Source organism: Pseudomonas sp. TH39(2020) (genome assembly GCF_016650715.1).
Lineage (GTDB): Bacteria > Pseudomonadota > Gammaproteobacteria > Pseudomonadales > Pseudomonadaceae > Aquipseudomonas > Aquipseudomonas mandelii_C.
This window is the reverse complement of sequence record NZ_JAEKFF010000002.1, coordinates 480,505-507,163: the sequence shown is the minus strand read 5'-3', so window position 1 is coordinate 507,163 and position 26,659 is coordinate 480,505. Positions and strand designations below refer to the sequence as shown.

Sequence of the window (26,659 nt, the reverse complement as noted above, 5' to 3'; positions counted from 1 at the left end):
TGGCCAGGTCGCGCACCAGTTGCATCCAGTCCGAGCGGAACTCGATCAGCTCACCCTCAAAGTGTCCCTGGGATAACTGATCGTAGTGAACTTGCCACCCCCCCATATTCCGGGCGTGCTCATCGATGTCACTCGTCAGAAAACGCTGGATGGGTAATGCCGATCGGATATCAACCGAGGCTGGCGGTATCAGCACAAAATTATTGTTCATTGACCCAACCTTTATCAGTTCCAAGGCTTGCAGGCCTGATATCAGGCAAGTTCCATTCCGACCTCAGGGTGGACCGCTCATTTGTGCCGAAAATGGATAGTTCAACGATTCATACCTTTTACCCTTTAAGCCTGGCGTCACCCAAGCGTTCACGGCCCGGATGTTCCCGGGCCGTTGTGCTGGTGTACTTCCTTGCCGAGCCCTTCAGCTCTCCTTGACTAACTGCGTAAGAAGCCTCGTTTCAGGCTTTTTTGCGAAGACCTTCTGCGGCAACAGCAGCCAGGCCAATGCCGGCAGCAAGATCAAGGCGCCGAGCATGTTCACCAGGAACATGAAGGCCAGCAGGATGCCCATGTCGGCCTGGAACTTGATCGGCGAGAAGGCCCAGGTCGACACCGCGACCGCCAGTGTCATGCCGGTCAGCAACACCACCTTGCCGGTGAACAGCAGCGCCTGATAATAGGCTTGAGCCAAGGTGTCACCGGCGCGCATTCGAGCGAGGATCACGCTCAAGACATAGAGCGCGTAGTCGATGCCGATGCCCACGCCAAGTGCGATCACCGGCAGTGTCGCCACTTTCACTCCCATGCCCAGACTCACCATCAGCGCCTCGCAAAGAATCGAGGTGAGCATCAGCGGCAGCATCGCGCAGAGGGTTGCGCGCCAGCTACGGAAGGTCAGCAGGCATAACAGGCTGACCGCACCGTAGACCCAGAACAACATCTCGTGCATGGATTTTTTCACCACGATATTGGTCGCGGCTTCGATCCCGGCACTGCCCGCGGCCAGCATGAATTTGACCTCTGGCACCTGATGCTCAGCGATAAATTTCTCGCTGGCCTCCACTACCCGGTTCAGGGTATCGGCCTTGTGATCGGCCAGGTAAACGTACAGCGACAGCATCGAACAGCCCTGATTGAAAAGCTCTCGCGGCGCGCGGGTCTGCACCGCACCCAACGCGCCGTCATTGGGGATCAGCTCATACCATTTGAAGTTACCTTCGTTGTAACCGGCCGTGGCGATCTTGCTCAGCGCCGCCATGGAGGTGGTCGACTCCACGCCTGGTAATTGCTCCAGCCGCCAGGCCAGCGCATCCACCGCGGACAGACTGGCGTAGCGCGTGCACTGATCCTCCGAGGTTTTGATCATGACCACGAAAATATCCGAGCTGGCTGCGTAGTTGCGAGTCATGAACAGCGCGTCGCGGTTGTAGCGCGAGTCGGCCCGCAACTCCGGTGCGCCGGGATCGAGATCGCCGATCTTCAGGTGCAGGCTCACGGCAAAACCGAACGCGGCCAGCAGCAGGCCGCCCAGCATGGCGCCAATGGCCCAGCGCCGCTGGGTAAACAGATCGAGAAAACGCCACAACGGATGCTTGATTTGCGCCTGCAGCTCGGCGGTTTCCGAACTCAGGCTGCGTTGTGCCGCTGCAGGACTGACACCGATATAGCTGAGCAAGATAGGCAACAGGATAAGGTTAGTGAAAATCAGCACCGCCACGCCGAGGCTGGCGGTGATCGCCAAATCCTGGATCACTCGGATATTGATCAGCAGCAACACCGCGAAGCCCACTGCATCGCAGAGCAACGCGGTCATGCCGGCGGCGAACAGTCGGCGGAAGGTATAACGCGCGGCCACCACTCGGTGGGTGCCGCGACCGACGTCCTGCATGATGCCGTTCATCTTTTGCGCGCCATGGCTCATGCCGATGGCGAACACCAGAAACGGCACCAGTGCCGAATAAGGGTCCAGCTCATAACCGAGGATGGCGAGCAGACCGAGCTGCCAGAGTACCGCCACCAGCGAGCACGTCACCACCACCAAGGTGCTGCGCGCGCAACGGGTGTAGCCATAGAGCACCACCACGGTCACCAGTACCGCCACCACGAAGAACAGCAGTACCTGGGTCAACCCCTCGATCAGATCGCCGACAATTTTGGTGAAACCGGTGATGTGAATCCGCAGATCATCGGTCTGGTACTTGTCCCGCAGGGCTTCCAGTTGCCGGGAAAACTCGCCGTAGTCCAGGGCTTTTCCGGTCTGCGGACTGATTCCGAGCAAGGGTACGAAGATCACACTGGACTTGAAGTTGCCGGCCACCAACTGACCGACCTCGCCAGAGCGGGCGACGTTGGTTCGCACCTGTTCGATACTGGCGGCAGAACCATCGTAATCGTCGGGAATCACCGTCCCCCCATCAAGGCCCTCTTCCGTCACGGCGGTCCACCGCGTGGTCGGGGTCCATAACGACTTCATGTAAGGCCGATCGACGCCCGGCAGCAGATAGAACTCGTCGTTGAGCCTGACCAGGGTGTCGAGGTAGTCCTTGGTGAAGATGTTGCCCTGCTTGACTTCCACGGCGATCCGCAACGAGTTGCCCAGGCCGCTGAGCTCGCTGCGATTTTCCAGGAAGTTGGCGACATAGGGGTGACCGGTCGGGATGGTCTTCTCATAACTGGCGTTGATGCCAATGCGCGTGGCTTGCCAGCCGAGCAGCAGAGTCACCAACAGGCACAGCAGGATCACCAGCGGTCGATGGTTGAAGATCGCCCGCTCGGCGAAGTTGCCCGAAGCCTGATCAAAGTTTTCCAGGCGGCCGATCACGGTTTGGGTTTTGTCGTCTTTCAAGTCTGACTCCTGTTGCACGGGCCTCGGCCCGATAGCGCTACACCGTGAAGTTTCAAGGTTTGCCGGATGCCCGCGTTTCCTGGTCAGCGGCCACGCCACTCAAACCGACGCTGGCCAGACTGCCGTCGGCCGCCTGTTGCAGGGCCGCGACCGTCGCGCCGCTGCGGCTCTGACGTTTGTCGAAGCTGCGGCCCTGGTCATGGCTGAACAAGAGTTCACCGCTCTGGCTGACCATCAGCAGGCTGCCGTCACGCAGTTCGATGGCGGTCGCCAGCGTTGAGTCGACGCCGGTGTCGAGGCGCCGCCAACGGTTGCCACGGTCATCGGACCACCAGGCGTTGCCGCGCAATCCATAGGCAATCAAGGCGCCGCTGCGGGTGCCAAGCAAACCGAAAAAGCTGCCTTCATAAGGTGATTTCAAGGCCTGGAACGAATGCCCGGCATCGCTCGAACGCAACAGCAAACCGCGCTCCCCCACCAGCAGCAGGTCATTGCCCGAGGCACGGATGCCATACAGGTTGAGGCCCTGCGGATTGGCCACATGCTGCATCCAGGGTTGCCAGTTTTGCCCGCCGTCGTCAGTGCGGTAGATCTGGTTGTAGGCACCCACGATGTAGCCATGCAGCCGGTCACTGAAGTACAGGTCGAGAAACGGCTTGTCCGGTCCGTCGCTCAGCAGATGCCGTGCCTGTTCCAGGTTGCTGGCGCCATCCGACTGATCGGCATCACGCTGCGCTGCCTGCACTGCCAACTTGGCAGCACCTTCGCCGTCGAGTTGCTTGTGCCAGGTTTCACCGCCGTCCTCGCTGTGCAACACCACACCCAGATGACCGACCGCCCAACCCTGCTCGGCATCGACGAATTGCACCGCCGTCAAGCTGACGCTGACCGGCACACTGGCCTGGCGCCAACTTTTCCCCGAGTCGTCCGAGAGCAGCACGATGCCCCGCTCTCCGACCGCCACCAAACGCTCCCCGGCCCGGGCCAACCCGAGCAATACCGCGCGCGGGGCCTTGGCGGTCAGCAATGCCGGCTGCTGCAGCACCGCGAACGTCGCGGCCTGCGCAGCCATGGACGTGCTCGCCAACAGACACAACGCCAGCGTGCAAACACCCCATCGCAGGCCGAAACTCGCAAATATTTTTTCAACGTTCATGTCTTTATCCCGCTTGGAAAATCGCTCGCGACCGCGACGAGCTTCTCGCCCGCCACAGCCACCCAGGGTTCAACGCATGTTTTCGTTGGCCATGGCATCCGGCGTGAAGTAGGAGGCCGAAGGTTTCGCGACTTTCTGGTACTGAACCGCCAGATCATTGCTCGAGGAGTTGAGGAAGTAGGCGCCTGTGTCGAGGTTGTAGCTGCCCCACATGACCTGTGCGGTGAGCGCCGGCAGGTCCGGTGCCAGCAGCGTCAGCGAATACATCTGGCGTCCCAGCTTGCCTTGGGCGTCATACCCGTCGGCCAACAGGATCTGCCAGGAGTCCTCGTCGATGTAGTAAGTCCGACGCGGCACCACATGGCGTTTACCGGATTTAAGCGTGGCCTCGACCACCCAGACCCTATGCTTCTCCCAACGCACCAGATCGGGATTGAGGAAGTTCTGTTTGACCAACTCGTCGCTCTTGGCCAGACCGGCGCGGTTGTTGTTGTAGGCGACGATCAGTTCTTTCTTGCCCATCAGCTTGAGGTCGTAGCGATCGGTCGGCCCGAACAGCATGAACGCTTCGTCGAACAGACCGACCCCGGAGGTGACGAAGTCCGGGGTGTCGTAGGCGATGTTCGGCGCCCGACGCACCCGACGCTGGCCGACCAGGTACTGCCAGGCCGCACGGTTGGCCGGGTCCAGGTCCCAATGGGTCATCAGGCCTTCACCTGCCTTGGACGACGGCAGTTCGGTCAACAGTTTGCCAATCAGGTATTTGCCGGAAAAATTTTCCGGGCTGCCGTTTTCGACGTAGTAGGGAAACTGGTAGGTGTACTGGGCACGGGTCGCCTGGACTTTCTTGCCGCCCGCCGTCATCAGCCAGGTGTCGAAAGGCGAGCTGATGGTATCGCCGCCCTGCCAGGACAGCCGATAGTTCCACAGGACTTGCGCGCCGTTGTCCGGAATCGGGAACGGGATGCCGCCGTAGGCGCTGGCGACTTTCTCGGTCTCAACGTCCAGCGTGGCGCGGAGGGCATTCTTGGCGGTGTTGTCATAGACCCATTGCGGGGCTGCTGCCGAGCGATGGGTCGGGTAAACGTCCAGCCGGTAGTCCGGGTATTTCTTCAACAGAACCTTGGAGCCTTCGGCCAGCTCGCTGGCGTACTGCTCCATGTTCGAGGCCTTGATCGAGTACAACGGTTTCTCGCCGGCGAATGGATCGGGACGTTTATCGCCCGCCTTGTAGCCCGGCGCGACCTTGGTGTAACCACCGTCCCAGGCCGGAATGCTGCCATCGGCGTTGCCGGCCCGCTCACCGCCAAGGGGCGTCAGCCCGGACGTCAGGCGTGCAGCCTGCTCAGGCGACACCGCTGCCTGTGTCAGGCTCATGCCGGCAAGAGCCAGGGTGAGGACACACGTGTTGAGAAATGTTTTGTTCTGCATGGCGAATCCACCTTATTAGAATGAGGTTTTCACGTAGAGCGAGACGAAGTCGCGGTCGGCCAGCGACTGCCCGTAGCTGAAATTCCCGTCCTCGCGCAGCCCGGCTTTTGGCGCACCGAAGAAGTTCACGTAGTTGAGGCCAACATCCCAGCGCTGCAGATAAGTAGCCTTGAGCCCGACACTCCAGTCGCCGGAATGGGTATTGCCGAAGCCCGATTTGTTGACGGCCGAAGAGCGCCCGTCGAGCACCACGCCCATTCCGATCGGCACGGTCAGGTCGATCCCGTCGACAATCTGGAAGTACGCCGGCTCCACCAACACGCGTAACGCCGTCGCATCGCGGGTCGTGTTGGAATCCAGAGCTGCGGCGTTCTCAGTGATGCTCAGGGTTCGGTTCCAGGCCAGTTCAGCCAGTGCCGAGCCGCCGTCCCAGAAGGCCGTTGGTGATAACAGGTAAATCGCCGACAGGTTGGCGTGCGCAGTTTTGCCCCGAGCAAACAGCGAGTTGTCGCCACCATCGGCATCCATGCCCGGTGCCACCACTTGCAGATTGCTCACCAGCGGCGCATTCCAGCGCACAGAGGTTTCACCGGCAAAGTTGAACGGGCCATAGGCGGTGGAGAAGCTAACGCCAGCCGTCTTGATATCTTCGGCGTAGACCTGACGATAAGAACTCAGGATCGGCAACCCGGTGGCCGCCGCCGCTGCGCCGTCGAGGTAGGCGTACAGCCCAATCGGGGTTTTGTCGTGATACTGCGCAGCGTAAAAACCAAGTTCCAGTTCGGTCCCGGTCGGTTTGAAGCGAATCTGCATACCGCCCTGCCCCGAATTCCTCGGTTTCAGATCGCCGCCATTCACGGTGTCGTTGCCAAACACCTCGCGCAGCGAACCGCTGCCGTAGCCGATGGCATCGACGTCGCTCAGGTAGCTGCCGGCACCGGGCAGGTTGGAACGCTCCCACTCGAACTGGTAGTAGGCACCCACCGACAACTGCGGGTTGATCTGCAACTGCCCGGAGATCTGATTGACCGGGCGAAGAATCTCCTTGAACTGGGTCCCCGGCACGCTAAGCAACTTGACCACATCGGTCGGGCCCTGGGCATTGGCAATCCCGTTGCCGCCGTAGAACAGGCTTTCACCATAGATCAGGCTGTGCCGCCCCAGACGCACCACACCCTGGGAGTCTTCACCGAGGTCACCGCGCAGGAACACAAAGGCGTCGAGGATTTCGCCGTCGCGGCCATGGAGCTTACGGGTCTCGCTGAGAAAATGCGTTTGCTCGCTGCTGTCGGTGTCCTGGTTGTAGATATCGTCGTACCAGGCAGCGCCACTCACACGTAGCCCGTAGTTTTGCCGACTGAGGTCCATTTCGGAAAACAGGTCCAGACGGTTGGAGACCAGACCACTACTGAAGTTTTTATCGCCCTGGCTCTGGATCGAGGGATACAGGCCGTTGGCGGTCGGCGCGTTGACCAAACGGCTGTCCTGACCCTGTAGACGCCAGGCCTGGCTGTATTTGATGGTGTTGTCCCAACGCAGTTTCCAGTCGGAATCACCGAGGTCCATTTGCATGGCCTCGACCCTTTCGACCATCACGCCTGCGCTGCATAACGCCAGAAACAGGGCGCAGTGCTTGAAACGAAAGCAACGTTTAACGTTGTCCATGGACGCTCCTCATTATTTTTATTTTTGGCATGGCTTTGCACGCATGGCGCCAGCCAACACGCTCGGGTAGCGGCCTGCGCCGCTGTCTACGGGTGTCCGTTTCAGATGTAGGTGGAGGCCAATCCGCCATCGACTGCCAGGTTGACGCCGTTGATCCAGCGCGACTCGTCGGCACACAGGAAACCGATCACCGCCGCCACCTCATCGGCATAACCGGGGCGTTTCATGCGATGAGCATCAGCCTGGGTCCGGGCCTCACCGAGCATGCTCACGAAGTCGCCCAGGATGGGCGTGAACACCGGGCCTGGCGCCACGCTGTTCATGCGCACCGAATGTTCCAGAAACCAGGGCTGGGCCTGCAGGTAGTTCCAGACGATCAAGGCTTCCTTGAAATACTGGTAACAGGTCTCGTCCGGTACCGGGTGTTCGGCCAGCCAGGCTTGCGCGGTGGCAAAATCTTCGATGCGCGCCAGCGCCTTGTGCAGGTCCAGGCGTTGCGGCCATTCGGCACCAAGGATCGAGGCGATATTGACGATGCTGCCGCCAGCCGTGATGCGCGGCAGTAGCGCACTGCTCAGGTGGCGCAACCCCAGGTAATTGACTTGCGCCAGCAGTTGCGGGTTTGCAGTGCCCGGGACCCCGGCGATGTTACACAGGCTGTCGATCCGTGCCGGTAACTGCGGCAACAGCCGGTCGATGCTCTCGGCACTGCTCAGATCGCCCTGGACAAAGCCGTCCAGGGTCATGTGCGGGGCCTTCAGATCCACGCCAATCACCTGGGCGCCGTGGCCGCGCAACAGGCTTGCAGTGGCTGCACCGATACCCGAGGAGACCCCGGTCACCAGCACAATCTTGTTGTCGAGTTTCATGTTGTGTCCTCTTATTGTTTTTGTGTACTCGCCCGGTGGACCGACCACCCTCGTCGGCCCTGGCCCCATCAGAATGGGTAGCGCGGCGCCTTATCCTTGACCGTCACCCATTGCCATTGGGTGTACTCGTCCCAGTCGGCCGGGCCGCCAACGCTGCCGGCATTTCCTGAACTGCCACGCCCACCGAATGGATTGACGCATTCGTCGGCCACCGTCTGATCGTTGATGTGCAGCAGACCGCAATTGAGTCGCTCGCCAATTGCCATCGCGCGCCCAACCGAAGGCGAGATGATCCCCGCGGACAGGCCATACTCGGTGCGATTGGCCAACTCGATGGCCTCCTCGTCGCTGGCAAAACTCACCACCGTGGCCACCGGACCAAAGATCTCCTCGTCGAACGCACGCATGCCCGGACGCACGCCTGAAAGAACCGTAGGTTGGTAGAAGAGCTGTTCAAACTCGCCGCCGGCTTCCAGAATTGCCCCGGCCCTTACACTCTCCGTGACGATTTCATGCACACGTTGCAACTGTCGTTTGTTGATCAAAGGCCCCAGCACCGCCTCGCCACGAGCGGCATTGCCGACGGTGATCGCCCGTGCTTTCTCTGCCAGTCGGCGGACCAGCTCTTCAGCGATCGACTCATGGGCCAGGATGCGTCCGGTGGCCATGCATATTTGCCCCTGATGCAACCAGGCCCCCCAGGCGGCGTTGCTGGCCGCCAGGTCGAGATCAGCGTCTTCGAGCACGATCAGCGAGTTCTTGCCGCCCAACTCCAGGGCCACTTTTTTCAGATGTCGCCCGGCCACCTCCGCGACTTTGCGTCCCGCTGCGGTGGAGCCAGTGAACGCAATCATCCGCACATGCGGGTCGCGGCACAGCGCCTCACCGGCCACCGCTGCGCCCGGCAAAACCTGCAGCAACCCCTTGGGCAGACCGGCTGCCTCAAATAACCGGGCGATGATGAAGCCACCACTGACCGGGGTCTGCGGATCGGGCTTGAGCACCACGGCGTTGCCGGCCGCTAGCGCGGGTGCTACCGAGCGCAGGGAGAGCACCAGAGGAAAGTTGAACGGAGAAATCACTCCGACCACGCCATGGGGCAACCGGCGTGCATAGGACAAACGCCCCGCCTCGCTCGGAAGAACCAGGCCATGGGGTTGCGACAGCAGTCCGGCCGCCTGATGCAGTAAGACGATCGCCTCACGGACCTCATGCTCGCCCTTGAACAGACTGCCGCCGCTTTCCCGAGCGATGTACAGCGCCAGCTCGGCAAAGTGTTGCTGGGCCAGTGCTGCGGCTTTGCGAAAGATCTCCGCCCTCTCACGCGGCCCCAATGCCGCCCAGCCCGGCTGGACACGGGCAGCGTTGAGACTGGCAAACGCGATGTCCGCAGCATCGGCCAGGCCGGTGACGGTCAGTACCTCGCCGGTGGCCGGCTCACGTACGGTATTGCTGCCACCCAACGGACGTATCCAGTCGCCATTGAAAACGCGTTCACACCACAACTCGTCCCGCAGAAAATCAGAGGGTTCACTTACCGACATTTCGGCCTCCCGGCTCTTGTGTTTGTCATCGCCCGACGACGCCTTGCTGAAGCGGTGAAGTCGTCTGCGTCGTGAAAGCACTAGAGCAAGGGCTGTGCCGATTTCCTGCGTGCCACCATTATTTAGATGGCGAAGGCTCTGGCCTGTGGGCTCAAGATGAGTACTCAAAGATCGGGCGATGGTCTCGACGCTCCGCCAGCACCGGGTCACTTGTTCAAATGATAAAGTTATGTTTAATAACTATTTTTGAAGTTACTCATTTCGATCAGTCATTGCGCTCAGGGGCATAACAATGAATAACCCCCACTTGCTGTTTCCCGGTCTCGCGATACGGGAGGAGCATTTCTCGCCCCGCGGGGACAGTACCCAGCTGGCCGAGGGCAACTCACCGACCCTGGCCGAGTTGACCGAATGCCTGTTCTTTTCCCCTGTCGACGGACGCATCTGGCTCAACGATCAGCGCATGCTGCTATTGCACAGTTCGTCCTTCGGCGCACTGCGGCGCGAGATCATCGATCGCCAGGGTCTGGAACAGACCCGTGGTTTGTTTACCCGCACCGGCTACCTGTCCGGCGCACGCGATGCACGGCTGATCCGTGAGCGTTGGCCGGACGCCGATGCCGCGGCGATTTTCTCCGCTGGCACTCGCCTGCACACCCTCGAGGGCATGACCAAGGTCGAACCCCTGCACTTCAAGTTCGACGCCGACTCCGGCTTCTACGAAGGTGAGTTCCTCTGGCATCACTCCTGCGAGGCCGACGAACATATCGCCGCCTACGGGATCGGCCAGGACCCGGTGTGCTGGACCGAACTGGGCTATGCCATCGGTTATGTCAGCGGGCTGTTCGGCCGCCTGGTGATCTTCCGTGAAACCGAATGCCGGGGCATGGGCCACGAGATCTGCCGAGTGGTCGGCAAGACCGCCGAACAATGGGGCGATGTCGAACAGGACCTGAGTTATCTCACCGCCTCGCCATCAAGCGTCGCTCCCAGGCAGCGTCCAGCACCCGCACCCGCCCCCGATGACGACAGCGAAATGCCTGGCAGGCCAAAACCTATCGGAGCCAGCGCCGCCTTCAATGCCGCCACCCTCGCCTTGCAACGCGTGGCTCCAACGCCGGCGACGGTGCTGTTCAGCGGCGAGTCAGGGGTCGGCAAGGAGCTGTTTGCCCGCCAGTTGCATCAGTGCAGCCCACGCCATCTGGCACCGTTCGTGGCGCTCAACTGTGCCGCGATTCCGGACAATCTGATCGAGGCGGAGCTGTTCGGTGTCGAACGCGGCGCCTATACCGGTGCCACCCATTCGCGCCCCGGGCGCTTCGAACGGGCCCACGGCGGCACCCTGTTTCTCGATGAGATCGCCAGCCTCAGCCTGCCCGGACAAGGCAAGCTACTGCGGGCCTTACAGGAACGTGAGATAGAGCGAGTCGGTGGTGGTCAGCCAATCAAGGTCGATGTACGGGTGGTGGCGGCAACCAACGTCGACTTGCGCAAAGCGGTAGCGGCTGGAGACTTTCGTGAGGACCTGTTCTACCGCTTGAACGTCTTCCCCATCACCCTGCCGCCACTGCGTGAACGACGCGACGACATCCCGTTACTGGTCAATGCGTTCCTGCGGCGCTTCTGCCAGGACTACGCGCGCAAACCCGCCGGGCTGACCATGCGCGCACTCAAAGCATTGCTACGCTACGACTTCCCCGGCAACGTGCGGGAACTGCAGAACTTGGTAGAGCGCGGTCTGATCGCCAGCGAGGATGGTCAAGCCATCGACCTGGTCCACCTGTTTCGCAACGAGCCAATACCACAGGAGCTGTACTCTCTGGACGACAAGGGCAGCCTCGCGGCCATCGACCAGAGTCCCGCCAGCGCACAGCCTCGCCCGGCCTTGCTGGAAACCTTGACCCGGCTGGAACAAGGCTTCTCCATTGAAGGACTGGAGTCGCGCTTGATCGACGAAGCGCTGCAACAGAGCGAAGGCAATCTGGCTGCGGCTGCACGACTGCTGGGGTTGAGTCGTGCGCAGTTCGCCTATCGGCTGAAGAAGTACCAACAGGCGTCGACAGAACGGCCATCCTGAAGCGCACAGCCATCCACGTCTATCAGCCACAAAAAAACCGCCACTGGCGGTTTTTTTGTACATGAACATTATTCAATGGATCCATTAGAGATAATTAAAACAGACTCAATATAAATAAAACATGCTATTAAAGCCTCATTACTAGCACTAATGGCATCGAGCAAGGTTGACTTGCGGCATTCGATTGCCTCCTAATGGATCCATCAAAACAAAAACAAGCGCTGACCTGGAGAATTTCCATGTACCCAAAAAACACGTGGTACGTCGCCTGCACCCCAGATGAAATTGCACAAGGACCACTCGGGCGGCAGATCTGCGGCGAAAAAATTGTTTTCTATCGCGGCCAGGAAAACCAGGTCGCAGCGGTCGAGGACTTTTGCCCGCACCGCGGCGCGCCGCTGTCATTGGGCTATGTAGAACATGGCAACCTGGTGTGCGGCTATCACGGGCTGGTCATGGGTTGCGACGGAAAAACTGTCGAAATGCCAGGACAACGAGTGCGCGGCTTCCCTTGCAACAAGACTTTCGCGGTGGTCGAACGTTACGGTTTTATCTGGGTCTGGCCTGGAGAACAGGACAAGGCCGACCCGACGCTGATCCACCACTTGGAGTGGGCCGTGAGCGATCAATGGGCGTACGGCGGCGGTCTGTTCCACATCGGCTGCGACTATCGCCTGATGATCGACAACCTCATGGATCTGACGCACGAGACCTACGTACATGCGTCCAGCATCGGCCAGAAAGAAATCGATGAGGTCGCCCCGACCACGACGGTCGAGGGCGATGAAGTGGTCACCGCACGGCACATGGAAAACATCATGGCGCCGCCGTTCTGGCGCATGGCCTTGCGCGGCAATAATCTGGCCGACGATGTGCCGGTGGACCGCTGGCAAATCTGCCGCTTCTCGCCACCCAGTCACGTACTGATCGAAGTGGGTGTCGCCCATGCCGGCAAAGGCGGCTACCACGCCGACGCCGAGTTCAAAGCTTCAAGCATCGTGGTCGACTTCATCACCCCGGAAACCGACACCTCCATCTGGTACTTCTGGGGCATGGCGCGCAACTTCAATCCTCAGGATGAAGCACTCACCGCGACCATTCGCGAGGGTCAGGGGAAGATTTTCAGCGAAGACCTGGAGATGCTCGAACGCCAGCAGCAAAACCTGCTGGACCACCCCCAACGCAACGTGCTCAAGCTCAACATCGATGCGGGCGGCGTGCAGTCGCGCCGAGTCCTGGAACGAATCATCGCCAGAGAGCGAACCCCCGAGCCGCAATTGATCGCCACCGATCAATAGCCTGGCCGTGGCACCCCATGCCGTACCCGCCCCTTGCGCAGCACAATTTCAAAATAACCAGAAGTGACCACTGTGGTGGCAACGCTCCGAGGATGAAACATGATCGATGTGGTCGTGGTATCTCGCAAAAACGAAGCTCAGGACATCTGCAGCTATGAATTGGCCTGCGTCGATGACAGCGCACTGCCCGGCTTCAGTGCCGGCGCGCACATCGATGTGCACCTGCCCGGTGGAGTGATCCGTCAATACTCCCTGTGTAATCACCCCGAAGAGCGCCACCGTTACCTGATCGGCGTGCTCAAGGATCCGGCCTCGCGTGGCGGCTCACAATGCCTGCACGAACAGATCAACACCGGGGATCGTCTGCGCATCAGCGAGCCACGCAATCTGTTTCCGCTGGCACATCAGGCCAGGCGCAGCCTGTTGTTTGCCGGCGGCATCGGTATCACGCCGATTCTGTGCATGGCTGAACGTCTTGCCCACAACAATGCGGACTTCGAAATGCATTACTGCGCACGCTCGAGCGAGCGTGCAGCCTTTGTCGAACGAATCAAGAACTCGTCTTTCGCCGACCGGGTATTTCTGCATTTCGATGAACAACCCGAAACAGCGCTGAACGCCGCCAGGGTATTGGCCCAGCCAGGAGAAAACGTTCATCTGTATGTTTGCGGTCCGGGTGGTTTTATGCAGCACGTGCTGGACAGCGCCAGGGCTCAAGGCTGGCAGGAAGACTCGCTGCACCGCGAATACTTTGCCGCTACGCCAACCGATACCAGTAACGATGGAAGCTTTTCGGTCAAGGTTGGTAGCACTGGCCAGGTCTTCGAAATCCCGGCCGACAAGACCGTGGTTCAAGTACTGGAAAGCCATGGCATCGATATCGCCATGTCCTGCGAACAAGGTATTTGCGGCACATGCCTGACCAGGGTGCTGGAGGGAGTGCCGGATCACCGCGACCTGTTCCTCACCGAAAATGAGCAGGCACTTAATGATCAGTTCACACCGTGCTGCTCACGCTCAAAATCACCGCTGCTGGTGCTGGACCTCTGAAAAGGCCGAGCCTCACTCAGAGCGGTGAATGACCTTCATCCGCTCATTGGCTGTCGCAGAACCAAATATCTCGGCATAGCGCAGGGTAGCGTTGGCGTGTTCGCGCATGATCGCTTCGGCGCGGGCACCCTGGCGATTGATCAAGGCATCGAAGACGGCATGATGTTGCATGTGGGCGTAGTTGAAGCGCCGATACTCGCGGGTCATGTCGTTGCGATCCACCGCCAGCGCGGTCACCGAAGCAAACGGCAGATGGTCATTGCGCGCCAGCGCATCGGCGATGGCCGGGTTGTGGCTGCCTTCGACGATCACCTGATGGAAGCGCATGTTGAGGTCATGGTAGACCTCCAGATCGTCTTCTGTGACATAGCCCTTGTCGAATAGCTCGTCACCTTGCAGCAGGCATAGTTCCAGGATCGCGCGCCCCTCTGCCGAGAGTCCGCGCTCGGCCGTCTGACGGGCCGCCAGGCCTTCGAGCACTCCACGTACTTCAACGGCACCGGCAATGTCATCGGCACTGACCGAGCGCACCTGAAACCCTCGACCGCCGAACCGCACCAGCAACCCTTCCTGTTCGAGAGTTCGAAAAGCCATACGCACCGGCATCCGGGACACCCCGAACAGCTCCGCCGTGGGGATTTCCATCAGTCGTTCGCCAGCAGCCAGCTCGCCCGAGGCGATCATCTTGCGCAGCGCTACCAGCACCAACTGACCGGGCTTACTCATCCAGGCAACTTCCAGAAAACGTGGGCGGCCATAGTAACGCAAGCCTTGCACAAGCTGGAGATCAACTCGCACAGCAGCAAATACGCAAAAAAGAAGCTCGCGGTTTCCAGTTTGCCAGCGCGCAAGAGGCTATAGGGCTCAGCCGCGGTACTGCGGGTTCTCGATCAGCACCGCCATGCCCTGCCCGCCACCGACACAGGCAGCGGCGATTCCGTAGCGCAGATTCTGCTCGCGCAGCTGTCTGGCCAGGGTCATCACCAGACGCAGGCCGGTGGCGGCCAATGGATGGCCGAGGGCGATGGAGCCGCCTCGGCGGTTGAGCTTATTGATGTCCATCTCCAGCGCCTGGACCACTGCCAGCACCTGCGCGCCCTGCGCCTCGTTGATTTCAAACAGGGCAATATCGTCCTGCACCAACCCGCTGCGTTGCAGCAGCAGCTGGATCGCCGGAACCGGGCCGATCCCCATGAACTCCGGGGCCACGCCAACCACCGCCGTCGCCAGCAGGTTTGCCAGTGCCGGTCGCGTACCCGCCGATGCGCGACCGACCAGCACCGCCGCCGCGCCATCCACCACTGCACAGCTGTTGCCGGCGGTTTGCACACCCCCCGCATGAATCGACCGCAACTTCGCCAGCGCGAGGAAATCAGTGCGCCGAACATGGCTGTCGAGGGTGGCTGCGTCTACCCGACGCGGCAGCGTAATGCCCCTTGGCTGATAGCCGTCCAGCTCGAACGACTCGTTGCGCACTGCGACGATTTCATCGGCGAACCAGTCAGAGGTCTGCGCTTGCAACGCTTGCTCATGGCTGTTGAGGGCATAGGTATCCACCGCTTCGCGACTCAGGCCATGACGCCTGGCAAGATTTTCCGCCGTGGCAATCATGTCCAGTCCCGGTGCCGGGTCGTATAGCGCTTCCCAGAGGAAATCCTTGAAATCCACCGACGCACCGAGACGAAATCCGCCTCGATGGGTGTAGGCAGCAATCGGGTTGCGCGACATGGATTCGGCGCCCACACACAGCGCCAGTTCTGCGCCGTCGCGAAGTTGCTCACCGGCCTGGCGCAGCAGCTCGAAGCCGGTGGCGCAGATGCGCTGCACCGCCAGCGCCGGCACCTGTTGCGGCACACCGCTGTAAAGACCGATGTGGCGTGGCAGCAAGTAGGCATCGAAGCTGGCCTGGGCCATGGAGCCCGCCAGCACAGTGTCGACTGTCCTTGGATCGAGCTCGGCACGGGCCAGCACTTCACGACCGACCTTGATGCCCAGGTCGATGGGCGATACCTGGGCCAGCGCGCCGCCAATGTCAATCCAGGGCGTGCGCACGGCCTCAAGAATCGCCACATCGGTGAAGGCCGAATACCGCCCTGCGTAACTCAAGACCGTGGACCGGCGCGCAGGATAGAGAGGTCTTCGTCTCGATACAGCGCCTCAACCTTGTCGGCACGCCATTGCAAGACCGCCCGCTGGTTGATCGAGCCTTTGTCGGTGATTTCACCGCGATCGATAGACGCGGCCTCGTCGAGCAGCGCAATCCATTCCAGGCGGCTGGCATTACCGGTGGCGTCGCGGTTGAGCCGTTGCAGCCAATCACCGAACCACTGACGCACCGGCACGCTGGCCAGGACCTCGGCATCGCTGGCGTCCGGACTCAAACCGGCCAGAAGTCGGCATTCGTACAGCCGAGGAAAGACCAGCGCACCCAGACATTCGCGGTCGGGCGCGGCCACCACCATATCCTGAACATAAGGCGAACCTTCGAGCACCGCGCGATTGCGCAACGGGCCAACGCTGACAAACACGCCGGAGCTCAGTTTGAAGTCCTCGGCAATGCGGCCGTCGAACATCAGCCCCAGTTGTGGATCACGGGCATCGGCCAGTTTCAGCGCGTCGCCGGAACAGTAGAAACCTTGTTCGTCGAACACTTCGGCGGTCTGCTGTGGTGCACGCCAGTAACCCGGCATGATGTGCGGCCCGCGAAAACGCCCCTCCAGCTTGCCATCCACCGGCACCAGCCGCACTTCACAACCGGGAGCCGGCAGGCCGATATAACCGGCCATGGACAGTGGCCCGGTGGTGAAGGTGCAGGACGGTGCCGCCTCGGTCATTCCGAGCCCTGCCATCATGCGAATGCGTTCGCCACAATGCTGTTCGGCGACCCGGTCCAGGCGATCCCAAATCCTCTGGGACAAGCCGGCAGCGGCGAAAAAGAACAGCTTCATGCGCGAGAAAAAACGTTCACGCAACTCGCCATCCTGCTCCAGGGCGTTGACCAGTTCTTCCCAGCCCTTGGGCACAGTCAGGTAGGCGGTGGGCGATACCTCTTTGAGGTTGCGCAGTGTTTCGGCAAAACCCTGGGCGGTCGGCTTGCCATCGTCCAGGTAAAAGGTGCCGCCGTTGTACAGTACGATGCCAACGTTGTGGCTGCCGCCGAAGGTGTGATTCCACGGCAACCAATCCACCAGCACTGGTGGTTCTTCGCCGAATACCGGGAAGGTCTGCAACAGCATCTGTTGGTTGGCGCAGAGCATGCGCTGGGTGGTGACCACCGCCTTGGGCAGCTTGGTGGAGCCGGAGGTAAACAGAAACTTGGCGATGCTGTCCGGCCCGGTCGCCGTGAAGGCGCAATCGGCCTCGGCACCGCCGGGCTGCTCCAGCAGGCCGGCAAAGCTCATCTGACTCCGGCCCGGTATTTGGCCATGCACGGTGATCAGCGGCGTGTCAGCCGGCACCACCGCATCGATTGCCCGCTGATAGGTCGAGGCGTCGCTGACAAACACCAGGCCCGGTTGTAGCAGGTCGCAGACATGCCGCAACTTGGCGAAATCCTGAGACAACAACGAATAGGCCGGTGAGACCGGGCTATAGGGAATGCCCGCGTACATGGCGCCCAGAGCAATTTGCAAATGCTCGATGTCGTTGCCCGAGAGGATCGCCAGCGGTCGTTCGGCCGAAAGCCCATAACTGAGCAGGCTTTGGGCAATGGCGCGGACGCTGGTCAGCATCTCGGCGTAACTCACCCGGCGCCAGTCGCCGCCGTTCTGGCGAGCCGCGATAAAGGTCTGTTGCGGGCGCACCTGTGCCCAGTGCACCAGGCGATCCAGCAAACGTGCGGGCAACTCAGCCAAAGGCTCCAGGGAGCGCATGTGCAAAATGCCCTGCTCTTCGCTGACCTCGACCGCTGGACGGCCGATGGATACGTGGCGATAGCGCGGCGCACTGGCTTCGTTCTGGGGTGGCGATCTGAATTCGGAACTCACGTGCTTGTTCTCCATCAAGGCACACCACGGCTCGCACAAATGCGTTCACCGGGGCATGGCAGCCTGCGACTGCAGCCTCGTTATTGTTATGTCTGGCCTGCACGCGGGCGACGATCGCTCTCAAGCGTTCGTCGCCCAAAGGTGCGACGGCTGCTCAGATCGGGTAGTGCCGCGGTCCGTTCTGCAAGGTCACCCAACGTAACTGAGTGAAGTGCTCGATGGACGCCTTGCCGCCAAAACTGCCATAGCCGCTGGACTTGACTCCGCCGAAGGGCATCTGCGCCTCGTCGTGCACGGTCGGGCCGTTGATATGGCAGATACCCGATTCGACCCGCTGAGCCAAGGCCAGAGCGCGGCTGGTGTCGCGACTGAAGATCGCCGCCGACAAGCCGAATTCGGAATCGTTGGCCAAGTGCAACAGCTCTTCGTCGCCCTCGCCTCGTAGCACCACCGCCACCGGGCCAAAGGATTCTTCGCGGTACAGACGCATGGCATCGGTGACGCCGTCGAGCAAGGTCGGCTGCAGAATGCTGCCCTCCAACTGACCACCCGCAACCAGGGTTGCGCCCTTATCGAGGGCATCGTCGATCAACAGTTTGATGCGTTCACCGGCATTGCTGTCCACCAGAGAACCGAGGACCGAACCTTCGGCATTGGGATTGCCCGCGGGCAAGGTGGCGATCTTCGCCGCCAGCCTGGCTACAAAGTCATCGGCCACTTTGGCATCGACAATCAGGCGCTCGGTGGACATGCAAATCTGGCCCTGATTAAAGAAGGCGCCAAAGGCCGCCGCCTCCACCGCTGCATCCAGGTCGGCATCCTCCAGCACCAGGAACGGCGCCTTGCCTCCCAGCTCCAGTAACGCCGGTTTGAGATGACGCGCCGACAGTTCGCCGACGATGCGCCCAACATGGGTCGAACCGGTGAAGTTGACCCGACGCACCGCCGGGTTGGCGATCAGCCGTTCAACAATCGCCGCGGCATCCTGGGGCGCGTTGCTGATGACGTTGACCACGCCATCACCGAGGCCGGCGTCTTGCAACACTTGACCAATCAGCCGGTGCACCGCCGGGCTCAGTTCCGACGCCTTGAGCACCACGGTGTTGCCGCAGGCCAACGGCATGGCGATAGCGCGAGTGGCGAGGATCACCGGCGCGTTCCAGGGCGCGATGCCCAGCACCACGCCGCAGGGTTGACGCAAGGCCATGGCGAAGCTGCCGGGCACATCGGAGGGAATGATTTCGCCGGTGATCTGGGTGGTCATGCACGCGGCTTCGCGCAGCATGTTGGACGCCAGGTGCACATTGAAACCGTACCAGTTGGCCATGGCACCGGTCTCGCCGGCCGCCGCGATGAACTCCGCGCTGCGAGCCTGCAACTGCTCAGCCGCGCGCAGCAACCGGGTACGTCGCTCGTTGGGGGCCAGGGCCGCCCAGGCGGGGAATGCCGCTTTGGCCGCAGCGACCGCAGCATCGGCATCTTCCAGGGTGGCGGCGGCAACGCGCGACACAACTTCACCGGTCACCGGATTACGCCGTTCGAAAGTTCGACCGTCTCGGGCGGGGCACGACTGGCCGCCAATCAGCAGGGGCACGTCCAGCATGGTGATTCCTCTTTATTGTCTTTATCGGGAATACGTTCGAGGGGTTCACAGTAGCGCCGAGGCGCCGAAGCGAACAGCTGGCGGACGCTCGATCGCCCGGCCAGCTCGCCTTGATCTCAACGCTGCAATTCAGCGCTTGTAAGTCTGCAAACCGGGCTTGATGCTCTTGTCGTCGAGGAACTGCTTCATGCCCTGCTCGCGGCCACCTTCGGTGTCCAGCAGGCGCGACTGATCGAGCTTGGCGTACAGGTAATCTTCGTTCTGCTCCCAGGTGAGTTCGCGGCAACGCTTGAAGCCATGCTTGGCCGCCCGCAGCACCACCGGGTTCTTCTCCAACAGATTACGCGCCAGTTCGATAGTCACGTCACGCAGTTGCGCCAGGGGCACGCTCTCGTTGACCAGGCCCATCTCGGCGGCTTTTTGCCCATCAAAGGTCTTGCCGGTCATGATGTAGTACAGCGACTGGCGATGACCCACGGTGTCGGCCATGGCCTTGCTCACCAGATTGCCCGGCGGAATGCCCCAGTTGATTTCCGACAGGCCGAAGGTGGCTTCATCGGCGCAGATCGCCAGATCACAGGCCACCAGTGGGCTGAAACCACCACCAAAGCACCAGCCGTTGACCATGGCGATGGTCGGCTTGGCGTACATGCGCAGCAGTTTCCATTGCCATTGAGAGGCTTCGCGACGGATTTTTTCCTGGAGGATTTCCGGGCCGGCGTCCACTTCACGGAAGTATTCCTTGAGGTCCATGCCTGCGGTCCAGGCTTCGCCCGCACCGGTCAGCACCAGTACGCCCGCGTCCGGATCCTGCTCCAGGGTTTCCAGAACGTCGATCATCTCGCGATTCAGAGTCGGGCTCATGGCGTTGCGTTTTTCCGGGCGGTTGAGGATGACCCACGCGATGCCTTCCTCGATTTCCACTTTGACGGTTGTCCAGCGACCTTCGTAATTGCTCATGGTGATGCTCTCTTGTTCTTGGCTTGACGATGGGTAAAAACTAAACCGACATTTTAGTTATGTCAATTAACTATTAATTGAATTAACCAAATATTTTTCGCCATCTAACTCCATTGAAAGGCGCCGTGTTAGGCTCCTGACGTAGCTATTCCTGTCCAACCTCGTCAAACTAGATACCTTTATTAACCTGAAACCCGAGGGATTTTCCCGCAATGGCCAAGTCGTCCAAAAATGTCGCTGCCCCCGAAGCCCTGGCCGACGACGTCGAAATTAAGGCGCCCATGGACTCCGCATTGGACGAACTGATCGGTTACGCCATGCGCCGAGCCCAGTTGAAACTGTTCCAGAATCTGATCAGCCGACTTGCGGCCCACGACTTGCGGCCCGCGCAGTTCTCGGCACTGGCGATCATCGAGCAGAACCCCGGGCTGATGCAGTCCGACCTGGCCAAAGCCCTGGCTATCGAACCGCCCCAAGTGGTGCCGCTGCTTAACAAACTTGAAGAGCGCGCGCTCGCGGTACGGGTACGCTGTAAACCGGACAAACGCTCCTATGGGATATTCCTGAGCAAGACCGGCGAGACGCTACTCAAGGAGTTGAAGCTGATTGCCGCCGAGAGCGACATGGATGCCACGTCCGCTCTCGACAGCCAGGAACGCGAAGAACTGCTCAGGTTGCTGAAAAAGGTCTATCAGGCCTGAAACGCGAACGCCGGCGCGCTCCTGGAGAGCGGCCGGATTCATTACAAGTGAAACGGCTTACCAGATCGGCACGGTGTAGAGCACCAGAAAGCGCGTCTGGTTTTCATCGCGAAACGCCGCGCTGGCGGGGAAGTCGTTGCGATAGATCGACTTGCGCGCCATCAGCCCGACATTCTTCAGCGGACCACTCTGGATCACATACCCCAGCTCCATCTGGAACTCCCGCTCCTTGCGGTCGTCGGCATTCAACGCCGCCAGTTCGATATGGTCACCGCGCACATAACGCAGGCGACTCTTCAGGCCGGGCACCCCGGCGGCAGCGAAGTCATAGTCGTACATCGCCTGCCAGGTTCGCTCCTTGGCATTGAGAAAATCCGAACTCATGGTCAGCTCGCTCATGCCCATCAACTCGGTGCCTGACACATAGGGCGTCGCCGTGTCGCCACTGGCGTGCATATAGCCAAGGCTCAAACGATGGCCGCCAAAGCGATAGCCGAACAGCGCCGAGAGGTTGCGGTTGTCCACTTTGCCGGCCTTGGCGCTGCCGTCTTCATCGCTGAAAAAACTGCGCAGGTCGCTGGTCAGCGTGCCCTCGCCCACCTGCAGCGTGTGCAGCAACGCCAGGGTGTTCTGCTGATACAGGTCCGCCACTTCGGCGTGATACACGCGCAGGCTGAGGTCCTTGTTCACCTGGTAATCGCCGCCGACATAAGCCATGTGCGATGAGGTGGCCGCGCCGTTGAAACGCCGGTTTGGCGAAGCGATGCTCATTGGCTGGTAGTCGGTGGAATCACGCTTGTTGATGCGGTCGATGTAGCCGGTGTTGACGGTCAGTCCGTCGATGTCCTTTGAGCTGAGCGTGGTGCCGCGAAAAGTCTGCGGCAACAGCCGCGACGGGCTGGCGAAAGCGAATGGCAGGAAGATCGACACGTCGCCGGTTTTCACCGTGGTCTGGGCAACACGCATCTTGGCGGTCATGGCCAGGCGCGAATAGTCGTCCGCCGCGCGCTTGTCGCTGCTGGACACCGGCAGCAACTCGGTGCCGCTGCGGTCCGGCGCCGAATCCAGCTTGACCCCCATCAACCCACGAACGTCCAGGCCGAAGCCGACACGCCCCGGGGTAAAGCCCGACTCCACATTCATGATGAAACCCTGAGCCCATTCCCGGGCCGCGGTTTTCGCTCCGTCGTCCTTGTAATCCCGATCCAGGTAGTAATTACGCAAGGTCAAGGTGCCGTGACTGTCATCGATGAAGCCGTCAGCCAGCGCCGATGGCGCAATCAAACTCAGGCCCAGCAGGGCCAGGTGGCGTGCGCGAACAGGTAAGGTTGAATCCGCCACAAGGGCGTCCCAAGGAAGGTTTGGCATGTTCGATGTCCACTTATTGTTGTTGTTTTTTGAACGGGATCGTTGGGGTTATCCCGGAGATCTGCGGCCAGAGAATGGAAACAGCCTGGCATGGCGTCAACCGTAAGTGACCGATAAACGAACATTAATATTATTATCTATTTTAAGAATTTATCTTTATAGAGATGTCATCTAATTGATTTAAATAGGTTTAATGCTGTTTTTCAGCAAACAATTCTTAGTATTCATTTTTTAGTTATCTTTGTTAATCTTATTTAAGACCTGTCATCGCCTCGTGAGAACAGGCTCGCGCTCATCCGTCAGCACACCAACAAAAACAATAATGAGGTTCGCCATGGACACCCCATCACGTCGCACGACGCTGACCATTGCCCTGTGTTTTATCGTTGCACTGATCGAAGGTTTCGACCTGCAAGCTGCCGGTACTGCCGCCGCGGGCCTGCGCCAGACCTTTGCCCTGGACCCGAAATCGATGGGCTGGGTATTCAGCGCCGGAATTATCGGTTTGCTGCCGGGCGCCTTTTTCGGTGGCTGGATTGCCGATCGAATCGGCCGCAAGAAAATCCTCATCGCAGCGGTGCTGCTGTTCGGTGTGTTCTCCCTCAGCACCGCCTACGTCAGCAGTTTCTCTGGCCTGCTACTGGCTCGCTTCATGACTGGCCTGGGCCTGGGCGCCGCCCTGCCCAATCTGATTGCTCTGTGTGCCGAGGCCGTGGGTGAGCAACGTCGTGGCACCGCGATCAGCATCATGTATGCCGGCGTGCCGTTGGGCGGCGCATTGGCGGCGGTGGTCGCCATGCTCTTCACCGAGCATTGGCAGACGACCTTCATCATCGGCGGGCTCGCGCCGTTGCTGGTGGTGCCGCTGATGATCCTGTTGTTGCCCGAGTCCAGCGCCTTTCGCCAGCAACAAGGCACCGTCACCATGGCCCGCACTTCAACCATCCAAGCGTTATTCGGCGAAGACCGGGCCCGCGTCACCTTGGCGTTGTGGCTTAGCTACTTTTTCACCCTGACCGTGATGTACATGTTGCTCAACTGGCTGCCATCACTGCTGCTGGAGCAAGGTTTCAGCAAAGCCGAGGCTGGCCTGGTGCAGATGCTGTTCAACATCGGCGGCACCCTCGGCTCGCTACTTGGCGGGGTGCTGCTGGATCGCTGCAACGGCGTCAAGGTGGTGCTGTTCGTATACGCCGCATTGCTGGCAGCGCTGGCCGGGGTCGGACTGTCGGTGGGTATCGTCCCCATGGCCATCGCCGGGTTTTGCGCGGGGTTGTTTGTGATGGCCGCGCAGCTGGTGCTTTACGCCTTGGCACCACCGTCGTACCCGACCTCGGTACGTGCCACCGGCGTCGGCGCCGCGGTGGCCGTCGGCCGCCTTGGGTCGGTAGCCGGTCCCTTGGCTGCGGGGCAGATACTGGCGGCCGGTGCCGGCACCACTGGGGTGTTACTGGCGACTTCACCTGGGTTGGTGATTGCAGCACTGACCATCATCAGCGTGATTGTCCGATCGGCCCCGCAGACTGTGCCCGAACTGAGGACGGCAACCCCGGTCACGGACAAACCCTGACCGCGCCGCCGGCCGCAGAAACAAAAAAAGAGACTGAGGTCTCTTTTCTTGTTTTCAGCGGCCGGCTACCACACGGCGATATGGGAATCGGCTCGCGGCTCGGTGCCGCCGCACAGCACACCGGTGTCCGGGTCACGGATAATGATCTGCCCTCGGCCGTAATTGATCAGGTCGCAATCAACCTGAATCTGGTGTCCACGCCGTGCCAGCGAAGCGGCCAAGTCCCGAGACGCCCCGTGTTCGATGCCGACCTTCATATCCCCCAGCCATTGCCAGCGAGGAGCGTCCAGTGCGGCTTGGGGGTTGAGGCCAAAATCCACCAGATTCATAACCATCTGCACATGGCCTTGGGGCTGCATGTAGCCGCCCATGACGCCGAACGGCCCCACCGGTGCGTCACCTTTACTGATGAAACCGGGAATGATGGTGTGAAAAGTTTTTTTGCCCGGTGTCAGGCAGTTGGCGTGGTCAGGATCGAGACTGAATTCCTGACCACGGTTCTGCAAGGCGATGCCGCTGTCTGGTAGTACCACACCGGAACCAAAGCCGTGGTAGTTGCTCTGGATGAAGGACACCATATTGCCCTCCGCATCCGCCGTGGCCAGGTACACCGTACCGCTGGCGTGGGGATCGCCGGGATTAGGTTCTCGTGCCCGATCAGTGATCTGTTCACGACGTCGGCGGCTATAGGCATCGCTGAGAAGGTCAGCCACAGCCACACGCATGTGCAGCGGATCAGTGATGTAATGCAGGCCGTCGCTGTAAGCCAGCTTCATGGCTTCCAACTGACGATGCCAGGTTTGCTGGCTGTCTCGGTGATCGAAGTCAAAGCCCTGAAGGATTTTCAGGGTCATCAGCGCCACCAGCCCTTGACCGCTTGGGGGGATTTCCCAAACATCGTAGCCGCGGTAGTTGATGCTGATCGGATCGACCCATTGGGCGCGATAGTCTTGCAGGTCGCTGGCTCGCAGGTAGCCGCCGGTGGCCCGGGAATGGGCATCCAGACGCTGAGCCAGGTCGCCGCGATAGATGCTTTCGCAAGAGCTGTCCGCCAGTTCCTCCAGCGTTCGGGCTTGCGCCGGGTTGCGGAATAATTCACCGGCCTTTGGCGCACGACCATCAATCAGGAACGTGTCGAACCAGGCGTCGAGTACTGGGTCTCGATGTGGGCTGAATTCATCCAGAGCAGTCTGCCATTGCTGGGCGACCACCGGGGACAGCGGAAAGCCATCCCTCGCCAGACTGATGGCGGGCTGAAGCAACTCGGCAAAGGGCAGCTTGCCGAAACGTTTGGACAGCTCCGCCCAGGCCGAAGGGCAACCCGGCACAGTGACCGGCGTCCAGCCATAAAGCGGCATCTGATCGTGACCACACGCCTTGACTGCATCGATAGTCAGCGCTGCCGGCGCCTGGCCGTTGCCGTTCAACCCGTGCAATTGGCCCTTGCTCCAGACCAGGGCAAAGGCGTCGCCGCCCAAGCCGCAGCCAGTGGGTTCAACCACAGTAAGCGCTGCTGCCGTGGCAATCGCGGCATCAATCGCATTGCCGCCATGGCGCATGATCTCGATGCCGGCCTCGGCAGCCAGTGGCTGGGAAGCCGCGACCATGCCACGGCGGGCAAACACACTCTGACGTTGCGACGCATAGGGATATTCGTGGGCAGAAAATTTCAACATAGCAAAAGTTCTTCCAAACAAAGATTCACTGGCCGGAGGTGATCCGGTTCCATTACCCGGTGATAAAAGACCTGACTGAAAAGATCACAGCACGCGACTGAGAAAGGCCTGGGTCCGCGGGTGAGTCGGTCGACTGAAGATCTGCTCCGGCGGCCCCTGTTCGATCAGTTCACCCTGATCGAGGACCACCACGCGGTCAGCGACTTCTCGCGCAAAACCCATTTCATGGGTGACCACCACCATGGTCATGCCGTCATCGGCCAACTGCTTCATCACCTGCAGGACCTCGCCCACGGTTTCGGGATCCAGGGCGCTGGTGGGCTCGTCAAACAGCATGGCCTGTGGCTTCATCGCCAGCGCCCGAGCAATCGCCACGCGCTGCTGCTGTCCACCGGACAGCATCGAGGGGTAATGCATCGCCTTGTCCGCCAGACCGACTCGGGCGAGCAACGCCCGGGCCTGTTCCAACGCTTCTGAGCGTGGCACGCCAAGCACCTGAATCGGTGCCTCCATGATGTTTTCCAGCGCGGTCATGTGGGGGAACAGATTGAAGCGCTGGAAGACCATGCCGATGTCCCGACGCTGGCGAGCGATGTTACGCTCGGAATCGCGCACCAAGCTGCCGTCGGCGCGCTCGCGGTAACCCATGGCACGGCCGTTGACGCGAATGCGCCCGCCCTGAATGTCTTCCAGCAGATTGATGCAGCGAATAAAGGTGGTCTTGCCCGAACCCGATGCACCGATCAACACCACCACTTCACCGCGCCGCACCTGCAAGGAAATCCCCTTGAGAATCTCCAGATCGCCGAAAGACTTATGAATGTCCAGAGCCTCGATGATCAGTTCTTCACTTTTGTGCGCCATGC

19 protein-coding genes are annotated in these 26,659 nt (G+C 60.5%); 5 read left to right on the top strand and 14 right to left on the bottom strand.

What is annotated here, in order from left to right:
• Positions 1-415 precede the first annotated feature (415 nt).
• The 6 genes from JFU47_RS02265 to JFU47_RS02240 all read right to left on the bottom strand — a co-directional run bounded on the left by JFU47_RS02265 (position 416) and on the right by JFU47_RS02240 (position 9,504).
• On the bottom strand, positions 416-2,839 hold the full coding sequence (locus tag JFU47_RS02265; RefSeq protein WP_201180465.1) for an efflux RND transporter permease subunit: 2,424 nt from the start codon (positions 2,837-2,839) through the stop codon (positions 416-418).
• A gap of 52 nt (positions 2,840-2,891) precedes the next feature.
• Positions 2,892-3,995 (bottom strand): WD40/YVTN/BNR-like repeat-containing protein, encoded by a 1,104-nt coding sequence (locus JFU47_RS02260; protein WP_201180464.1) that lies wholly within the window; start codon positions 3,993-3,995, stop codon positions 2,892-2,894.
• A gap of 69 nt (positions 3,996-4,064) precedes the next feature.
• The gene (locus JFU47_RS02255) at positions 4,065-5,426 is read right to left on the bottom strand and encodes a DUF1329 domain-containing protein (RefSeq protein WP_201180463.1); all 1,362 of its coding nucleotides are present in this window, start codon (positions 5,424-5,426) and stop codon (positions 4,065-4,067) included.
• Positions 5,427-5,441: 15 nt separating this feature from the next.
• On the bottom strand, positions 5,442-7,091 hold the full coding sequence (locus JFU47_RS02250; RefSeq protein WP_201180462.1) for a DUF1302 domain-containing protein: 1,650 nt from the start codon (positions 7,089-7,091) through the stop codon (positions 5,442-5,444).
• Positions 7,092-7,192: 101 nt separating this feature from the next.
• Positions 7,193-7,960: a coniferyl-alcohol dehydrogenase gene (locus tag JFU47_RS02245; protein WP_201180461.1), complete on the bottom strand. Its 768-nt coding sequence runs from the start codon at positions 7,958-7,960 to the stop codon at positions 7,193-7,195.
• A gap of 68 nt (positions 7,961-8,028) precedes the next feature.
• Complete coding sequence (locus JFU47_RS02240; protein ID WP_201180460.1) at positions 8,029-9,504, bottom strand: benzaldehyde dehydrogenase; 1,476 nt, start codon at positions 9,502-9,504, stop codon at positions 8,029-8,031.
• 292 nt (positions 9,505-9,796) lie between these two features.
• Here JFU47_RS02240 and JFU47_RS02235 point away from each other — a divergent pair, with 292 nt between their 5' ends.
• From JFU47_RS02235 to JFU47_RS02225, 3 genes are all read left to right on the top strand, one after another.
• Positions 9,797-11,581, top strand: coding sequence for a sigma-54-dependent Fis family transcriptional regulator (locus tag JFU47_RS02235; protein WP_201180459.1), 1,785 nt, complete (start codon positions 9,797-9,799; stop codon positions 11,579-11,581).
• A 239-nt stretch (positions 11,582-11,820) separates the two neighbouring features.
• A complete protein-coding gene (locus JFU47_RS02230; protein ID WP_201180458.1) occupies positions 11,821-12,879 on the top strand; it encodes an aromatic ring-hydroxylating oxygenase subunit alpha in 1,059 nt (352 codons plus the stop codon).
• Between the two features lie 99 nt (positions 12,880-12,978).
• On the top strand, positions 12,979-13,929 hold the full coding sequence (locus tag JFU47_RS02225) for a PDR/VanB family oxidoreductase (RefSeq protein ID WP_201180457.1): 951 nt from the start codon (positions 12,979-12,981) through the stop codon (positions 13,927-13,929).
• 12 nt (positions 13,930-13,941) lie between these two features.
• Here the strand turns inward: JFU47_RS02225 and JFU47_RS02220 are convergent, their stop codons facing one another.
• The 5 genes from JFU47_RS02220 to JFU47_RS02200 form a co-directional block, all read right to left on the bottom strand.
• Entirely contained in the window at positions 13,942-14,655 is a 714-nt protein-coding gene (locus JFU47_RS02220; protein ID WP_201180456.1) for a GntR family transcriptional regulator, read from the bottom strand.
• 138 nt (positions 14,656-14,793) lie between these two features.
• A complete protein-coding gene (locus tag JFU47_RS02215; RefSeq protein ID WP_201180455.1) occupies positions 14,794-16,035 on the bottom strand; it encodes a thiolase family protein in 1,242 nt (413 codons plus the stop codon).
• Positions 16,032-17,915: an AMP-binding protein gene (locus tag JFU47_RS02210; RefSeq protein ID WP_201180454.1), complete on the bottom strand. Its 1,884-nt coding sequence runs from the start codon at positions 17,913-17,915 to the stop codon at positions 16,032-16,034. The genes JFU47_RS02215 and JFU47_RS02210 overlap by 4 nt, the downstream gene beginning before the upstream one ends.
• Positions 17,916-18,069: 154 nt before the next feature.
• The gene (locus tag JFU47_RS02205; RefSeq protein WP_140678315.1) at positions 18,070-19,518 is read right to left on the bottom strand and encodes an aldehyde dehydrogenase; all 1,449 of its coding nucleotides are present in this window, start codon (positions 19,516-19,518) and stop codon (positions 18,070-18,072) included.
• A gap of 129 nt (positions 19,519-19,647) precedes the next feature.
• On the bottom strand, positions 19,648-20,478 hold the full coding sequence (locus JFU47_RS02200; protein ID WP_140678313.1) for a p-hydroxycinnamoyl CoA hydratase/lyase: 831 nt from the start codon (positions 20,476-20,478) through the stop codon (positions 19,648-19,650).
• A 212-nt stretch (positions 20,479-20,690) separates the two neighbouring features.
• Here JFU47_RS02200 and JFU47_RS02195 point away from each other — a divergent pair, with 212 nt between their 5' ends.
• A complete protein-coding gene (locus JFU47_RS02195; RefSeq protein WP_140678311.1) occupies positions 20,691-21,179 on the top strand; it encodes a MarR family winged helix-turn-helix transcriptional regulator in 489 nt (162 codons plus the stop codon).
• A gap of 57 nt (positions 21,180-21,236) precedes the next feature.
• On the opposite strand, the gene JFU47_RS02190 is transcribed toward JFU47_RS02195, so the two are convergent.
• A complete protein-coding gene (locus tag JFU47_RS02190) occupies positions 21,237-22,547 on the bottom strand; it encodes an OprD family porin (protein WP_201180453.1) in 1,311 nt (436 codons plus the stop codon).
• A gap of 334 nt (positions 22,548-22,881) precedes the next feature.
• Here JFU47_RS02190 and mhpT point away from each other — a divergent pair, with 334 nt between their 5' ends.
• Entirely contained in the window at positions 22,882-24,117 is a 1,236-nt protein-coding gene (gene mhpT, locus JFU47_RS02185; RefSeq protein WP_201180452.1) for a 3-(3-hydroxy-phenyl)propionate transporter MhpT, read from the top strand.
• A gap of 65 nt (positions 24,118-24,182) precedes the next feature.
• On the opposite strand, the gene JFU47_RS02180 is transcribed toward mhpT, so the two are convergent.
• Positions 24,183-25,793, bottom strand: coding sequence for a gamma-glutamyltransferase family protein (locus JFU47_RS02180; protein ID WP_201180451.1), 1,611 nt, complete (start codon positions 25,791-25,793; stop codon positions 24,183-24,185).
• Between the two features lie 84 nt (positions 25,794-25,877).
• Positions 25,878-26,657 (bottom strand): amino acid ABC transporter ATP-binding protein, encoded by a 780-nt coding sequence (locus tag JFU47_RS02175; protein WP_150632613.1) that lies wholly within the window; start codon positions 26,655-26,657, stop codon positions 25,878-25,880.
• Positions 26,658-26,659 lie beyond the last annotated feature (2 nt).

Excerpts from the sequence above, each read along its gene's own strand:
- JFU47_RS02260 (WP_201180464.1), bottom strand. The coding sequence starts at position 3,995 with ATGAACGTTGAAAAAATATTTGCGAGTTTCGGCCTGCGATGGGGTGTT.
- JFU47_RS02255 (WP_201180463.1), bottom strand. The coding sequence starts at position 5,426 with ATGCAGAACAAAACATTTCTCAACACGTGTGTCCTCACCCTGGCTCTT.
- JFU47_RS02250 (WP_201180462.1), bottom strand. The coding sequence starts at position 7,091 with ATGGACAACGTTAAACGTTGCTTTCGTTTCAAGCACTGCGCCCTGTTT.
- JFU47_RS02245 (WP_201180461.1), bottom strand. The coding sequence starts at position 7,960 with ATGAAACTCGACAACAAGATTGTGCTGGTGACCGGGGTCTCCTCGGGT.
- JFU47_RS02240 (WP_201180460.1), bottom strand. The coding sequence starts at position 9,504 with ATGTCGGTAAGTGAACCCTCTGATTTTCTGCGGGACGAGTTGTGGTGT.
- JFU47_RS02235 (WP_201180459.1), top strand. The coding sequence starts at position 9,797 with ATGAATAACCCCCACTTGCTGTTTCCCGGTCTCGCGATACGGGAGGAG.
- JFU47_RS02230 (WP_201180458.1), top strand. The coding sequence starts at position 11,821 with ATGTACCCAAAAAACACGTGGTACGTCGCCTGCACCCCAGATGAAATT.
- JFU47_RS02225 (WP_201180457.1), top strand. The coding sequence starts at position 12,979 with ATGATCGATGTGGTCGTGGTATCTCGCAAAAACGAAGCTCAGGACATC.
- JFU47_RS02220 (WP_201180456.1), bottom strand. The coding sequence starts at position 14,655 with ATGAGTAAGCCCGGTCAGTTGGTGCTGGTAGCGCTGCGCAAGATGATC.
- JFU47_RS02205 (WP_140678315.1), bottom strand. The coding sequence starts at position 19,518 with ATGCTGGACGTGCCCCTGCTGATTGGCGGCCAGTCGTGCCCCGCCCGA.
- JFU47_RS02200 (WP_140678313.1), bottom strand. The coding sequence starts at position 20,478 with ATGAGCAATTACGAAGGTCGCTGGACAACCGTCAAAGTGGAAATCGAG.
- JFU47_RS02195 (WP_140678311.1), top strand. The coding sequence starts at position 20,691 with ATGGCCAAGTCGTCCAAAAATGTCGCTGCCCCCGAAGCCCTGGCCGAC.
- JFU47_RS02190 (WP_201180453.1), bottom strand. The coding sequence starts at position 22,547 with ATGCCAAACCTTCCTTGGGACGCCCTTGTGGCGGATTCAACCTTACCT.
- mhpT (WP_201180452.1), top strand. The coding sequence starts at position 22,882 with ATGGACACCCCATCACGTCGCACGACGCTGACCATTGCCCTGTGTTTT.
- JFU47_RS02180 (WP_201180451.1), bottom strand. The coding sequence starts at position 25,793 with ATGTTGAAATTTTCTGCCCACGAATATCCCTATGCGTCGCAACGTCAG.
- JFU47_RS02175 (WP_150632613.1), bottom strand. The coding sequence starts at position 26,657 with ATGGCGCACAAAAGTGAAGAACTGATCATCGAGGCTCTGGACATTCAT.